This window comes from Rhodococcus sp. Leaf247 (assembly GCF_001426185.1).
Lineage (GTDB): Bacteria > Actinomycetota > Actinomycetes > Mycobacteriales > Mycobacteriaceae > Rhodococcoides.
The window spans coordinates 236842-251197 of record NZ_LMRP01000004.1; the positions used below are offsets into that span (position 1 = coordinate 236842).

Here is a 14356-nt window from a genome sequence, read left to right on the forward strand (position 1 = left end):
GTGTTCAAGTCCATGCGTAGGCTGCGCGTTCATGACCGACAGGGCACTGGCGTGGCTCGACGCCGCGGCGGTCCGGCGTACCGATGCCGGACTGCGGCGAGTCCTCCGACCACGGACACCCGACGACCATGTCATCGACGTGGCCTCGAACGACTACCTGGGTCTGAGCCGGCACAGCGCGGTGATCGCCGGCGCCCGTGATGCGCTGGACCGATGGGGAACCGGCAGCACCGGTTCACGATTGGTCACCGGAACGACGACCGACCACGATGCCCTCGAGCTCGACCTGGCGGACTTCGTCGGCGCCGACTCCGGTCTGCTCTTCTCGAGCGGTTACCTCGCCAATCTGGGCGTGGTGCCGGCACTGTCCGGCGCGGGTTCGCTGATCGTCTCCGACACCGCATCACACGCGTCGCTGGTCGATGCGTGCCGCCTGTCGCGAGCGCGCGTGGAGGTGACGCCGCACCGTGACGTCGCTGCCGTGAACTTGGCCTTGTCGACGCGATCCGAGGCGCGGGCGCTGGTGCTCACCGACTCGGTGTTCAGTGCGGACGGTGATCTGGCGCCCCTCCGAGAGCTCTACGCGGTGACCCGGCGTCACGGCGCCGTTCTGGTCGTCGACGAAGCGCACGGTCTCGGTGTGCGAGGGGACGGCGGGCGCGGACTGGTCCAGGAGTGCGGTCTCGCCGGCGCTCCCGACCTCGTCGTCACCGCGACGCTGTCGAAGGCTCTCGGAAGCCAGGGTGGAGTGGTTCTGGCGGAAGAAGTCGTGCGCGAGCATCTTCTGAACTCGGCCAGAACCTTCATCTTCGACACTGCTCCGGCTCCGGCATCGGTGGGGGCCGCGCACGCGGCGCTGGGGGTGCTCCGGCGCGAGCCGGATCGGGTAGGGGTGCTGCGTCGGCACGCAGGTCGGCTCGCCGCGGAACTGGGACTGGCCGACCTGCCGGAATCGGCGGTGGTCCCCGTGATCGTGGGCGACGCGAATTCCGCTCTCCGAGCCGCGAACGCGTGCCGCGCACAGGGCGTGTCGGTCGGATGTTTCCGGCCGCCGTCGGTGCCGGAAGGCCGCTCGCGCCTGCGGATCACGGCCCGCGCCGATCTGACCGACGGCGAGGTGTCCAGGGTGTGCACCGTGGTCGCGGGGGCGCTCGAGCAGGTGTCCCTGTGAGCGTTCTCGTGATCACCGGGACGTCGACGGACGTCGGGAAGACGATCGTCACCGCGGCACTCGCCGTCTTGCTGGAAAGCGCCGGGCACGTGGTCTCGGTGTGCAAGCCCGCCCAGACCGGTGTCGATCCGGACGAGGCCGGAGATCTGGACGCGGTCGTCGGCCTCTCGGACCCTCTGCGCCGCAGGCAGTACCGCGAGTGCGTGCGCTATCCCGATCCGCTGGCACCCGGCGTCGCGGCGCGGCGCAGAGGGCGTGCATCACTGTCCGTCGGCGACGTGGTCGACGCTGTCGGCGATCTTCCCGGAGCGGTGCTCGTGGAGGGCGCCGGGGGAGTGGCCGTTCGTTTCGACGACCGTGGGACCACCGTGCTGGACATCGCCCGCGCTCTCGACGCGCGTGTTCTGGTCGTCTCGCAGCCGGGCCTGGGAGCGCTCAATCACGCCGAGCTCACCGTGGACGCTGTGCGCCGTGCCGGATTGTGGTGCGTGGGCGTGGTTCTCGGCGCGTGGCCGACGGTGCCCGACCTCGCCGCTGTCACCAACCTCGCAGAACTCCCTGCCGTCACCGGCGTTCCGATCGTCGGCCGCATCCCCGACGGCGTCGGCTCGTGGCCGGCGGAACGGTTCGTCTCCACCGCACCGACATGGTTCGCCCCCGATTTCGCGCCGTTCGCGTGAACCCACCGAAGGAGTCAGCATGACCGACACACCGACCGACGACGTCCTGCGCGAGGCCGAGCGCATCGTTCTCGACGAGGGCCGCCCACTCGACGCCGATAGAGTCCTCGCCGTTCTCGAGTTGCCCGACGACCGGGTCGCCGATGCACTCGATCTCGCTCACCGGGTGCGCATGCGCTGGTGCGGAGAAGAAGTCGAAGTCGAAAGCATCATCAGCGTCAAGACAGGGGGGTGCCCCGAGGACTGTCACTTCTGCTCCCAGTCCGGACTGTTCGTCTCCCCGGTGCGCGCCGCACGACTCGACATCGCCGAGTTGGTCGAGGCCGCGAAGCAGACGGCAAAGACCGGTGCGAGCGAGTTCTGCATCGTCGCCGCCGTGCGCGGCCCCGACGAGCGATTGATGAGTCAGGTCCAGGCCGGAATCGCGGCCATCCACGCGGAGGTGGACATCGATATCGCGTGCTCGTTGGGCATGCTCACGCGCGAGCAGGCCGAGCGACTCGCGAGCTGGGGTGTCCACCGCTACAACCACAATCTCGAGACCGCCAGGTCCTACTTCCCGACCGTCGTGACCACGCACACCTGGGAGGAACGCCAGGAGACTCTGACGACGGTCGCTGATGTCGGCATGCAGGTGTGCTGCGGTGGCATCCTCGGGATGGGTGAAAGTCTGCGTCAGCGAGCGGAATTCGCCACCGAACTCGCGGCGGTGAATCCGCACGAGGTGCCGCTGAACTTCTTCGATCCCCGCCCGGGCACACCGTTCGCACACCTCGACGTGCTCCCCGCGCAGGATGCCCTGCGTGCCATCGCGGCGTTCCGACTCGCCTTGCCTCGCACCACGCTGCGCTACGCCGGTGGTCGGGAGATCACCCTCGGCGATCTCGGTGCCCGACAGGGGATTCTGGGCGGCATCAATGCGATCATCGTCGGCAACTACCTGACGACGCTCGGCCGTCCGGCGGAGTCGGACCTGGATCTGCTGACGGAGCTGAAGATGCCGGTGAAGGCGCTCGATGCCGCCATCTGAGGCTCCCGCGTTCGACGGATGGACCGGGGAGGCGCTGGTCGACGGGCTAACGGCGCACCCGCGGGCTCTGGAGCCACCGCGGTACTGCGCGTGGTGTGGGCGCCGGATGGTGGTGCAGGTGTTCCCGTCAGGGTGGACGGCGAACTGTTCGCGGCATCCTGCCGTGAACGGCTGACGTCAGGAGCGAGCGGCGCACTCGCTGCAGGTGCCGAAGATCTCGGCGGTGTGGCTGACGTCCGTGAAGCCGTGCTCGGTGGCGACGGATCTGGTCCACCGCTCGACGGCCGCACCCTCCACCTCGACGGTGAAACCGCAGTCCCGGCACACCAGGTGATGGTGATGCCCGTCCGAGCACCGTCGGTAGACCGACTCTCCCGAATCGGTGCGGAGCACGTCGATCGTGCCGGCGTCGGCGAGGGCCTGGAGGGTGCGATACACCGTCGTCAAGCCGATACCGTCTCCGCGCTTGCGCAATTCGTCGTGCAGTTCCTGAGCCGATTTGAATTCGCCGACGGTGTCGAGCAGCTCGGAGATGGCGCTGCGCTGCTTCGTGGAACGGACACCGATGGTGCGGGGGGCGGTCACGAGTGGTTCTCCTCTCGGGCGTGCGCGACGGCGTCGACGACGATGTGGGCGAGGTGGTCGTCGACGAGTCGGTAGAGAACTTCGCGCCCGGACCGTTCCCCGTGCACCACGCCCGCGGCCTTGAGGACCCGCAGATGCTGGCTGATCAGGGGTTGGGTCACACCGAGTGCACCCACCAGTTCGTGCACGCATCGTTCGGACTCGCGGAGCTGCAGGACGATGGCGATGCGGACGGGGGCAGCCAGGGCGCGCAGCAGATCGCCGGCGTCGTTCAGCACGTCCTTGGACGGCAGCGGCGTGGCCGGCGTGGGGACCGGGTGAGCGGTCACCGATTCGTCGATGCTCATGCGCGTCCCCTCGGTAGTTCTGCAGGCCTTATTGGAAACAATAACCACTTCCGCCCTCCACTTTGATATGCGTGGACGTGCATGTCAACTCACCGGTGCTCGGAGACCGGGACGTCGCCGGATAGTCTGATGTGTCGCGAGCAGAGGGACACCCCCTCGCTCGGCAGTACTACCGACCACCCGAGATGGAGAGCTGGCCCCGTGGCACCGAAGTCCAAGATCGATACCGTCGCCAACCTGGCCAAACGCCGGGGACTCGTCTACCAGTGTGGCGAGATCTACGGCGGAACCAAGTCGGCCTGGGATTACGGCCCCCTCGGCGTGGAGCTGAAGGACAACATCAAGAAGCAGTGGTGGCGCAACATGATCACCAGCCGCGAGGACACGGTGGGTCTCGATTCCTCCGTCATCCTGCCGCGCGAGGTGTGGGAGGCGTCCGGCCACGTCGAGACGTTCTCCGACCCGCTGGTCGAGTCGCTCCACACCCACAAGCGCTACCGCGCCGACCACCTGCTCGAGGCGTACGAGGAGAAGCACGGCCACCCGCCGGAGAACGGACTCGCCGACATCCGTGATCCCGAGACCGGCGAGCCCGGTTCCTGGACCGAGCCGCGCGCGTTCTCCGGACTGCTCAAGACGTTCCTCGGACCTGTCGACGACGAGGCCGGACTGCACTACCTCCGCCCCGAGACGGCGCAGGGCATCTTCGTCAACTTCGCCAACGTGCTCACCACGTCGCGCAAGAAGCCGCCGTTCGGCATCGGCCAGATCGGCAAGAGCTTCCGCAACGAGATCACGCCCGGCAACTTCATCTTCCGCACCCGCGAGTTCGAGCAGATGGAGATGGAGTTCTTCGTCAAGCCCGGCGAGGACGAGCAGTGGCACCAGTACTGGATCGACTACCGCATGAAGTGGTACACCGATCTGGGCATCGACCCGGAAAACCTGCGGCTCTACGAGCACGCGCAGGAGAAGCTGTCGCACTACTCCAAGCGCACCGTGGACATCGAGTACCGCTTCGAGTTCCAGGGCAGCGCGTGGGGCGAGCTCGAGGGCGTCGCCAACCGCACCGACTTCGACCTGTCGACGCACTCGAAGCACTCGGGCACCGACCTGAGCTTCTACGACCAGGCCAACGACGAGCGTTACACGCCGTACGTCATCGAACCTGCTGCGGGACTAACTCGTTCGCTCATGGCCTTCCTCGTCGACGCGTACCACGAGGACGAGGCCCCCAACGCCAAGGGCGGTGTGGACAAGCGGACCGTGCTGCGCCTCGACCGTCGACTCGCGCCGGTCAAGGCAGCGGTCCTCCCGCTCAGCCGCAACGCCGATCTGACGCCCAAGGCCAAGGATCTCGCGGCTCAGCTGCGGCAGAACTGGAACGTCGAGTTCGACGACGCCGGCGCCATTGGCCGCCGTTACCGTCGCCAGGACGAGATCGGTACCCCGTTCTGCATCACGGTCGACTTCGACACTCTCGACGACCAGGCAGTCACCATCCGCGAGCGCGACAGCATGGCGCAGGAGCGGATAGCCCTCGACCAGGTCGAGAGCTACCTCGCTACCCGACTGCTGGGCTGCTAGCGCTTTTCCAGAGCAGCGATCATCTGCTCCTCGGTCTCTTTACCGACCCGCTCGAAGGCGATGCCTGCGAGCGGGTCGGCCAGTTTCGCGAGGCCGTTGAACTCGATGTTCGCGTGATAAGTGATCTCGGTGGAGCTCGGGCCGGCCTCGTTCAGCGTGATGTCGTCGGTGCTCGTCGCGGTCTTGTTCGTGCCCTTCAGGACGATGTGGCCGGGCTCATCGACCTCAAGGCGATACGTCAGCTCGGTCGAGATCCCGTACAGCTTGGACGTGTTGTTCCACTCCGTGCCGACGGCGACAGGGCCGGGTGTGGCCTGCGTGCACGCCACGGTGCCCGGATCCCACTCGGTGGCGTTGGCGAAGTCGCGGAGGTACGCGGCGACGTCCGCTCGGGCGCGGGAAACGGTGAACGTGCGGGTGACATCGACCATGGGTGGGGCTCCTGATGCTAGGTGGGTGACTCCAGAGTGCCCGTTCGCGCGCAGTGCTGAAACACCACCTCAGCGGACACAGGAGCGCTGCTGGTACTCCACCAATTGGCGCTGCACCGACACGGGCACCGGGATGCGGGTGTAGACCGGTACGCCGTCACCCACTGCTATCCACGCGGGGAAGACGAACGGCTTCTTCGCATCCGCGACGACGTGGGGTTCGCACGACGCGGTCGTCAGCGTGACCGGGATGTCGATGCTCGTATTTCCCGACGCGAGCGTGACCGGCACCGCCTCGCTGTTCAGCGCATAGAGGAGGCTGCCGCGGATCTCGTCGAGGCGCAACGGCTCGTCACCGTCGCGGCGATCCAGGGTCAGCACCGCCGGCAGAGGCTCCGCGGGGCCCGACGGCAGAGGGCCGGGGACCATCGTGACGGTCACGATGTCGGCGAGATCCTTCGCTGCGCACTCCTCGGCGTGGATCCGGTTCAGTGTGTCGTTCTGCGACATCAGCGGGACGACGACGGTGGTGTCCGACCCTGTCGACACCTGCACGCTCGCGGGTTCCGGAGCGACGTCGCAGCGTGCCGCACCGAACTCGGTAGGAACATCGATGCGAGTGCCGCGGCCGAGGGCCACCTCGCGGACAGTCGGATCCACGGTGTCGAAACCGGGCGAGTCGAGCATCACCGAGCGCACGGACACGGCAATGTCCGACAGGCCTGTCAGCGTGACCTGGAACTGCCCGCCCACCGCGTCGTCGTCACGGCTGCGGTAGGCCGACGCGCTCAGCGGGGCGGGGGACTGCGGCGAAGGAGGTGCACAGCCGACGAGGAGTATCAGGGCGAGGGCACCCGTCGCGAACCGGGGCATCACGGTCACCCGATCAAAAGCGTCCACCCGACGACCGTCCGATGCGTCCCGAGCTCCCCGATCCACCGAACGATCGCGGGCCGCCGCCGAATCCGCCGTACCCACCGCCGCGCCGGTTGCCGTACGACCGACCACCCGAGAAGCCGCCGCGAAGCACACTGTCGATCAGCACTCCGGTCAGCACACCCCCCGCAGACGACGAGCTGCCGAATCCGCCGCTGTGGCGCGGGCGTTGCGTCGCTTCCCATTCCGCGACATCGGCCTGCGCCAGATGCGAAGCCTGCGCCGCCATGGACAGCGCCGCAGCCGCATGCTGCAGCGCACGCGGAGCATCGGTCGCGGCGAGCTGTTGCGCTGCCTGCACGTGCCGCTCCGCCTCGGCCAGTCGTGTGCGGGCCTGTACCTTGACCGCTCCGCTGCGGGCACCGATGTAGTCGCCCGCGGCACGGACCTGCGCCTGGGCCGACCCCAGATCGCGGTCGAGCCGCGCCCGCGCATGGTCGTCCTGCTCCTTCGACTGCGCCGCGGCGGCGAGGGCGCGGTCGAGTTCCGCGTCGGCCGCGACGAGAGCGTTCATGGTGCCGAGCGGGTCCTGAGAACCGCGTGACTGCGCGTGATCCAGAGCTGTCGCTACGGCGGCCCTCGCGGCGGCCAGCGGGTCGCCGCCGTGCTCCGAGAGGCGGTCGGCCGACGCGATGTCCGCTCGGGCGTCCTCCATCGCCGCGGGCAACCCGTCCCGTGCCGCGGTGATGTCACCGTCCGCGTGCTCGACCGCGTCGAGAAGCGACCGCGCTCGCGACAGTGCGCTCTCCGCGGTGCGGACCGCGGCGACGACCGGACCCTGATGCCCGACGGGTTGTGCCGCGGCGTCTCGTCCGTCGTCGATGCTGTTGTCCGCCAGTGCCAGCTGTTCGCGGGCAAGGTCCACGTTCTGTGCGACAGGTGTCAGGACGGCGGCGTCGTACCGCTCCCGCAGCGATGCCAGAGTGGCCGCGGCCGGATCGAGCCGGGCCGTCTGCTCCACGTGGGCGCGGGTCAGGGCGTCCAGGCGCGCGTCGGCGTCGATGAGCAGATTGCGGATCTCGTCGAACTCGGCCACCTTCTCGTCCAGTCGGCGGTCGGCGTCGCTGCACGAGGTGATGATCTCCATGAGCATCTGCCGGCGGTCGTCGGGTGACTCGGGAATGGCGTCGTCCAGACGCTGGCGAACCGCGAAGGCCTCGGAGAGTGCGCGTCGGGCACCGTCGAGGGCGTCGACGAACGGTCGGGCCGCCGCATCGCCCAGTTCGCCTGCTGCGGTGGACAGCTCGTCGGCGCTCGCACGGATGGCCTCGTCGGTTTCCACGAGCAGGGCGCGAGACCGCTCGTCCAGCACGTCCAGCGGCAGTGCCGCGAAGGCAGCGGGATCGCTGCCGTCGAGTTGCTCGGCGGCCTCGAGTGCGTCCTCGCGGCGCCGCTTCGCCCGCAACCTGGTGAAGGCGAAGGCCCCCACCACGATCAGGAACACGACTCCGACCGCGACCCACAGGCCTGCCGAACCCGATCCGGACGTGGACGACGCCTTGCCCAGACCGGTCGCCGCCGCGGTCGCCGCGCCGGCCCAGTTCTCTTCGCGCAGAGCCGGTTCGATCGACGACTGCTCCAGTTCGGAGATCTCGGAATCCGAGATGCTCGCCAATGCCTGCGGGACGTTCAGCGTGTAGGCGCGCGCCTCGGTCGCCACCGCCATCAGGACGTCGCGATCACCGAAATCACTGATCGTCGCGGTGCGATCGCCCCACGTCGTCGCGGCCTGGCCGGAGAAGTCGTCGACGAAGACGACCCAGAGCCGGAAGCCCTGCTGGTCGTAGAGCGAGTCGACAGCCGACTGCACCTCCGCCAGCTCGCTCGGGTCGAGGGCGCCCGTAAGGTCACTGACCTGTTCGGGAACCCGGAACGGCTGCTCCGCGGAGGCGACGGCGGACGGCAGCAGCGCGGCCGACAGCAGCATGGTCGCCGCGGCAGCGGCGCGCAGGAGAACTCGAGCGCGGGTCATGGTGGGAACCTACCGGGCCGCCGCCTGCCGCGAGTACCCATGACAAGTGTCACCTCGGAGTCGTGACGCTCGGACGAGGGTCGGGGTGCCGGAACGGAGCATCGTTCCGTACATGACCACACCAGCGATCCACCTCGACCGCCTCCGGAAGTCGTTCCCCAGTCCCGGCGGTACACGTGTCCAAGCAGTCGACGACGTGTCGCTCGTCGTGCACCCCGGCGAGATCGTCGCGTTCCTCGGTCCGAACGGAGCCGGCAAGACGACCACGATCGACATGATGCTCGGCCTCGGGAGCCCCGACGACGGAACGGTGTCCCTGTTCGGGGAGTCCCCGCAGGACGCCGTCGCCACCGGACGCGTGTCCGCGGTGATGCAGAGCGGGGGACTCCTGAAGGACATCACCGTCGAGGAGACCGTGCGGCTCATCGCAACTCTGTACGCGTCGACGAGACCGGTGTCGGAGGTGCTCGCGCGGGCCGGCATCGCCGACATCGGTGGCCGCATGGTGGGCAAGTGTTCGGGCGGGCAGCAGCAACGCCTGCGATTCGCCCTGGCGTTGCTCCCCGATCCTGACCTGATCGTTCTCGACGAGCCGACCACCGGGATGGACGTCGAGGGCCGCCGCGAGTTCTGGTCGGCGATGCAGGAGGACTCCTCGCGCGGCCGGACCGTGCTGTTCGCCACCCACTATCTCGACGAGGCCGACGCTTACGCCGACCGCATCGTGTTGATCCGTGACGGACGCATCGTCGCCGACGGCACCGCGGCCGAGATCAAGAACGTCGCGTCCGGTCGCCGCGTGTCCGCGGTGCTCCCGGGGGCCGACGCCGCCGAGTTCCTCTCGATCCCGGGTGTCGACGACGTGGAGATCCGGGGTGACCGTCTGACCGTCCACGCATCGGACTCCGACCAGGTTGCCCGATACCTGTTCCAGCGCACGGAAGCCCGCGATGTGGAGATCGTCGCGCACACCCTCGAAGACGCATTTCTCACACTCACCACCGACACCGCCGGGAGGCACGCATGACCACCACCGAATCGCTCGTCCCTTCCCGCTCGCTGCCCGCTCACGGCGGGTTCAACGCAGGTTTTCTCGCACTCGAGATGCGGCGGATGCTGCGGAACCGACGCACCATCATCTTCGCGCTCGTGGTCCCGCCGATCTTCTTCCTGATCTTCGGGTTGCAGGGTGATCTGAAGACCGAGTCCGCAGGCTCGGCGAACGTGACGGGATACGTCATGGTCAGCATGGCGCTGTACGGGGCGATGCTCGCCACGACGAGCGGCGGCGCCATGGTGTCCATCGAGCGAGGGTTGGGCTGGAGCCGACAGCTCAGGCTCACACCGCTCACGCCGACGGCGTACATCGCGATCAAGGTCGTCGTCGCCATGGCACTCGGACTGGTGTCCGTCGCCGTCGTGTTCGCTGTCGGCGCGGCAACCGGAGCAACACTTCCCGCGGCCGCCTGGGTCGAATGCTTCGTGCTCGCCTGGATCACCTCGATCGTGTTCGCCGCATTCGGGCTCTTCATGGGCTACCTGCTGCCGTCGGAGAACGTGATGCAGATTCTCGGTCCCGGCCTGGCCGTCCTCGCCTTCGCGGGCGGGTTGTTCGTCCCCGCCAGCGGATGGTTCGAGACCGTGGCGAAATTCGTTCCTACGTACGGTGTGGCCACGTTGGCGCGGTCGCCGCTCGGTGACACCAGCTGGTCCTCGCTGATCGAGGCGCTGGTCAACGTTGCCGTCTGGACGGCGATCTTCGTGGTCGGCGCGAGGACGATGTTCCGTAAGGACACCGCCCGCGTATGACACGGACGAGGGCAGCGGGTCTAGCGTGGCACCGGTGAGCAGGACCACCGGTGCCACGCTGTACCGATCGCTACGGTCGCATTTCGTCATCGAGCCGCGCGAGGTAAACCCCGACGACAGCGAGGGCACCCGGCTACGGGATGCCGTGCGTCGCGGCTGGGTCTTCAGCGCTGTCTGGCTGATCTATCTGATCTACCCGGTGCGCGCCGTGGCCGGTTACGACGGTCCGGTGGCCTGGAAGGTCGCGGCAGCGTTGTCGCTGATCGCCTTCGCCGCCGTGTTCCTCGGTGGGTTCCGCGACTTCCGTGGCCGGTTGCACGCCTCGGAGGACGTGCAGGTTCCGCGGCAGTGGGCCGTGGTGGTGACCATGATGCTCCTGCTGGTTCCCGCTGCTCCGGCTGCCGGCGACTCCGTTCTGACCGGGTGCGTCTTCGTCGCGGTTCTCGCGGTCATGACGCTGCCGCGCCGGTCGGCTCTGGTGGTGCTGGCTGCCAATTTCGTTGCGGTGGAGGGCCTTCCTCGCATCGTCCCGAGCTGGGCGCCGGACGACTCCGCAGGGTTCACACTCGGAGTGGCGGCCTTCGCCGCGTGGGGGATCAGTCAGTTGGTCGCCCGCAACATCCAGTTGAACGAAGCGCGCCGTCGCCTGTCGGACATGGCCGTGATCGAGGAACGCGAGAGAGTGGCCCGCGACGTCCACGACATCCTGGGTCACTCGTTGACCGTCATCACCGTGAAGGCGGAACTCGCCGGTCGACTCCTCGAGCTGGATCCGGCGCGTGCCGCCGCGGAGATCGCCGACGTCGAAAGTCTCTCGCGTGCAGCGTTGGCCGATGTACGGTCCACCGTCGGCGGCCTGCGTCACCTGCGTCTCGAGACCGAGCTGCGGGGAGTCCGCAGCGCGGTCGAGGCGGCCGGGATGGTGGTGCACATCGAGGGTTCCGCGGCGGGTGTCGACGAGGACTGCCGTGAACTGTTCGCGTGGGCGATGAGGGAGGCGGTGACCAACGTGGTGCGCCACAGCAAGGGAACGGAGTGTCGGATCCGCCTGGAACCACGTCGTATCACCGTGACGGACAACGGGGTCGGACCTCAGGGTAAATCGACGGGAACCGGCCTGAGAGGTCTGTCCGACCGTGCGGACGCACTCGGCGCCACCGTGCGCGCCGCGCGGGGGAGTGACGGCGGATTCGTCCTCACGGTGACAGCGCCATGACGATCCGACTACTGCTTGCCGACGACCAGGCCCTGGTGCGCGGTGCTCTCGCGGCGCTGCTCGGACTCGAACACGATCTCGATGTCGTGGCCGAAGTCGGGCGCGGCGACGAGGTCGTTCCCGCGGCTCTCGAGCATCGACCGGACGTGGCGCTCCTGGACGTCGAGATGCCGGGCGGCGACGGCATCGTCACCACCGGACTTCTACGGGCCGCGCTTCCGACCTGCCGTGTCCTCGTGGTGACGACGTTCGGACGGCCCGGTTACGTCAGACGTGCGATCGACGCGGGGGCCGGCGGATTCGTCGTCAAGGACACTCCTGCGCGCCAGCTCGCCGAGGCCGTGCGACGGGTCCATGCCGGCCTGCGGGTGATCGATCCCGAGCTCGCGACGGAGACTCTGACCGCGGGCACCTCACCCCTGACTGCGCGTGAGCGGGAAGTTCTGTCGGCCGCCAGGGCGGGTACCACCGCGGCCTCGATCGCGTCGGCGCTGCACTTGTCCGAGGGCACCGTGCGCAACCATCTGTCCGCCGCCATCGGCAAGACGGGCGCCACGACGCGTGCCGAGGCCGTGCGGACAGCAGTGGACAACGGCTGGCTCTGAAGGCGCGCCGACCACTACTCACAGGTGCCGACTGGCAGAATCGCCGTGTGAGTACCGACTACCAGTACGACTACCCGCCTCAGCCTGCACGTCTCGGCTTCGGTGGCACGCTCGCGCGCTGGCTGCGACGCGTGATCGCCGGTGTGGTGCTCGTGGGACTGCTGCTCGTGGGCGGAACCGCCGTACGCGTGTGGCAGGTTGCCCGTATCGACGACCACACCCCGTCCGACGCGATCGTGGTTCTGGGGGCGGCTCAGTACGACGGTGTTCCGTCATCGGTGTTCGAGGCGCGACTCGAACAGGCACATGCCTTGTACGTCAGTGGCGTGGCGCCGCTGGTGGTGACCGTCGGCGGCAAGCAGGTGGGGGACAACTACACCGAGGCTGCGTCGGGGCGGAACTATCTGATGGACCAGGGGATACCCGGCGAGAACATCGTGGCGGTCGAGGAAGGCTCGGATACCTTGCGGAGCATCGAGGCGGTGTCGGCGACGTTGGCGTCGCGCGGGCTGAACACCATCACCCTCGTCAGCGATCCGTGGCATTCACTCCGCACCCGCACGATGGCCCGCGACGCGGGTCTCGACGCCTGGACGTCGCCGACGCGGCAAGGCCCCGCCGTGTTCACCCGTGAGTCGCAGATCCACGGGATCGCTAGGGAGACAGCTGCTCTGCTGTGGTACCAGCTCACGCACTACTCGGCGGACTTCCAGTACACGGCCAGCCAGTGACGACCTACGACACCGCGGACGTCGCACGGTTGGTGGTCGAAGGCACGAAGACCGCAGCGCTCAGTGCCGGTGACCCCCGAGGGGACTTCTCCCGCGATCGAGCCCGCGTTCTCCACTCCGCGGCGTTGCGACGCCTCGCCGACAAGACCCAGGTGACGGGCCCCCGCGAGGGAGACACACCGCGAACCCGGTTGACCCACTCGCTTGAAGTCGCCCAGATCGGCCGCAGCATCGCCGACGGCATCGGATGCGATCCGGACCTGGTCGAGCTGGCCGGTCTGGCGCACGACATCGGGCATCCGCCCTACGGACACAACGGCGAGCGCGCACTCGACGAGGTCGCGGAGGCGTGCGGCGGGTTCGAGGGCAACGCTCAGAACCTGCGCATCCTCACCGTCCTCGAACCGAAGGTGCTGACCGCCGACGGTGCGAGTGCGGGGCTGAACCTCACCAGGGCGTCTCTCGACGCGTCGATCAAGTACCCGTGGCTGCGTCCCCGGCCGGGCGCCAAGTTCGGCGCCTACGACGACGACGCTGCGACCCTCACCTGGGTGCGCGAGGGTGCCCCGGAAGGCCGTCAGAGCCTCGAGGCGCAGGCCATGGACTGGGCCGACGACGTCGCCTACTCGGTGCACGACGTCGAGGACGGGGTCATCGCGGGCCGCATCGACCTGCGGTCGCTCGCCGATCCAGCGGAGCAGTCGGCGCTCGCAGACATGTCGGTCAGCGAGTTCCGAGGCTTCGATCGCGACCACATGCGAGAGGCGGCGCAACGGCTCTCGGAGATGCCCGTCGTGACCGACGCCGCCGGCTACGACGGGACCCTGGTGCGGTCCGTCGCGCTCAAGCGCATGACCAGCGAGCTCGTAGGCCGCTTCACCACCGCCGCCATCTCGAGCACGCGAGAGGCCTCCGACGGCCGACCCGTACGGCGTTACGACGCCGATCTGTCGGTGCCGTCCCTGGTGCGTGCGGAGGTGGCGCTGCTCAAGACCATGGCGCTGCGGTACGTCATGTCCGACGCGGGCCATCGTCAGCGGCAGGACCGCCAGCGTGACCGTATCCACCGCGTCGCAGCGTGGTTGTTGTACTCCGCACCGGCCAGCCTGGACCCGATGTTCGTCCCGGCCTGGGTCGCGGCGCAGGACGATGCGGCGCGGACCCGCGTCGTCGTCGATCAGATCGCGTCGTACACGGAGTCCCGGCTCGAACGCGTCGACCAGGGCAGTCTGGGCGCTCAGGCCGCCTGGGGCTGA

Annotated in this window: 16 protein-coding genes; 11 read left to right on the forward strand and 5 right to left on the reverse strand. The window is 68.4% G+C overall.

The window, feature by feature from the left end:
* Positions 1-31: 31 nt before the first annotated feature.
* From ASG64_RS19155 to bsaP, 4 genes are read left to right on the forward strand one after another with little or no spacing between them, the layout of a single operon-like run.
* Complete coding sequence (locus ASG64_RS19155; protein ID WP_056075595.1) at positions 32-1171, forward strand: 8-amino-7-oxononanoate synthase; 1140 nt, start codon at positions 32-34, stop codon at positions 1169-1171.
* Complete coding sequence (gene bioD / locus ASG64_RS19160; protein ID WP_056075598.1) at positions 1168-1851, forward strand: dethiobiotin synthase; 684 nt, start codon at positions 1168-1170, stop codon at positions 1849-1851. The genes ASG64_RS19155 and bioD overlap by 4 nt, the downstream gene beginning before the upstream one ends.
* 19 nt (positions 1852-1870) lie before the next feature.
* Positions 1871-2881, forward strand: a complete 1011-nt coding sequence (gene bioB, locus ASG64_RS19165; protein ID WP_056075600.1) for a biotin synthase BioB — start codon at positions 1871-1873, stop codon at positions 2879-2881.
* Positions 2868-3056 carry a biotin synthase auxiliary protein BsaP gene (gene bsaP, locus ASG64_RS22105; RefSeq protein WP_082518510.1) on the forward strand — a complete coding sequence of 63 codons (189 nt, stop codon included), beginning with the start codon at positions 2868-2870 and terminating at the stop codon, positions 3054-3056. Before bioB ends, bsaP begins: the two co-directional genes overlap by 14 nt.
* A gap of 2 nt (positions 3057-3058) precedes the next feature.
* On the opposite strand, the gene ASG64_RS19170 is transcribed toward bsaP, so the two are convergent.
* Both ASG64_RS19170 and ASG64_RS19175 read right to left on the reverse strand, forming a co-directional pair.
* Positions 3059-3466 (reverse strand): Fur family transcriptional regulator, encoded by a 408-nt coding sequence (locus tag ASG64_RS19170; protein WP_042572828.1) that lies wholly within the window; start codon positions 3464-3466, stop codon positions 3059-3061.
* Positions 3463-3813, reverse strand: a complete 351-nt coding sequence (locus ASG64_RS19175; protein ID WP_042572829.1) for an ArsR/SmtB family transcription factor — start codon at positions 3811-3813, stop codon at positions 3463-3465. Before ASG64_RS19175 ends, ASG64_RS19170 begins: the two co-directional genes overlap by 4 nt.
* A gap of 201 nt (positions 3814-4014) precedes the next feature.
* Between ASG64_RS19175 and ASG64_RS19180 the strand changes: the two genes are divergently transcribed.
* On the forward strand, positions 4015-5400 hold the full coding sequence (locus tag ASG64_RS19180) for a glycine--tRNA ligase (RefSeq protein WP_042572830.1): 1386 nt from the start codon (positions 4015-4017) through the stop codon (positions 5398-5400).
* Here ASG64_RS19180 and ASG64_RS19185 read toward each other — a convergent pair.
* From ASG64_RS19185 to ASG64_RS19195, 3 genes are all read right to left on the reverse strand, one after another.
* Positions 5397-5831 carry an SRPBCC family protein gene (locus ASG64_RS19185; RefSeq protein WP_056075603.1) on the reverse strand — a complete coding sequence of 145 codons (435 nt, stop codon included), beginning with the start codon at positions 5829-5831 and terminating at the stop codon, positions 5397-5399. The genes ASG64_RS19180 and ASG64_RS19185 overlap by 4 nt on opposite strands.
* Before the next feature lie 69 nt (positions 5832-5900).
* On the reverse strand, positions 5901-6713 hold the full coding sequence (locus ASG64_RS19190; protein WP_056075608.1) for a hypothetical protein: 813 nt from the start codon (positions 6711-6713) through the stop codon (positions 5901-5903).
* A 4-nt stretch (positions 6714-6717) separates the two neighbouring features.
* Positions 6718-8739 (reverse strand): TPM domain-containing protein, encoded by a 2022-nt coding sequence (locus tag ASG64_RS19195; protein ID WP_056075612.1) that lies wholly within the window; start codon positions 8737-8739, stop codon positions 6718-6720.
* Positions 8740-8851: 112 nt separating this feature from the next.
* On the opposite strand from ASG64_RS19195, the gene ASG64_RS19200 reads away from it, so the two are divergent.
* Genes ASG64_RS19200 through ASG64_RS19225 form a run of 6 tightly spaced genes read left to right on the forward strand, consistent with a single transcriptional unit; the run spans position 8852 to position 14356 of the window.
* Positions 8852-9766, forward strand: a complete 915-nt coding sequence (locus ASG64_RS19200) for an ABC transporter ATP-binding protein (RefSeq protein ID WP_056076288.1) — start codon at positions 8852-8854, stop codon at positions 9764-9766.
* Positions 9763-10548: an ABC transporter permease gene (locus tag ASG64_RS19205; RefSeq protein ID WP_056075615.1), complete on the forward strand. Its 786-nt coding sequence runs from the start codon at positions 9763-9765 to the stop codon at positions 10546-10548. Before ASG64_RS19200 ends, ASG64_RS19205 begins: the two co-directional genes overlap by 4 nt.
* A gap of 34 nt (positions 10549-10582) precedes the next feature.
* Positions 10583-11764, forward strand: coding sequence for a sensor histidine kinase (locus ASG64_RS19210; RefSeq protein WP_156388419.1), 1182 nt, complete (start codon positions 10583-10585; stop codon positions 11762-11764).
* Entirely contained in the window at positions 11761-12369 is a 609-nt protein-coding gene (locus ASG64_RS19215; RefSeq protein WP_042572834.1) for a response regulator transcription factor, read from the forward strand. The genes ASG64_RS19210 and ASG64_RS19215 overlap by 4 nt, the downstream gene beginning before the upstream one ends.
* A gap of 47 nt (positions 12370-12416) precedes the next feature.
* A complete protein-coding gene (locus ASG64_RS19220) occupies positions 12417-13100 on the forward strand; it encodes a YdcF family protein (protein WP_042572835.1) in 684 nt (227 codons plus the stop codon).
* On the forward strand, positions 13097-14356 hold the full coding sequence (locus ASG64_RS19225) for a deoxyguanosinetriphosphate triphosphohydrolase (protein ID WP_056075620.1): 1260 nt from the start codon (positions 13097-13099) through the stop codon (positions 14354-14356). The genes ASG64_RS19220 and ASG64_RS19225 overlap by 4 nt, the downstream gene beginning before the upstream one ends.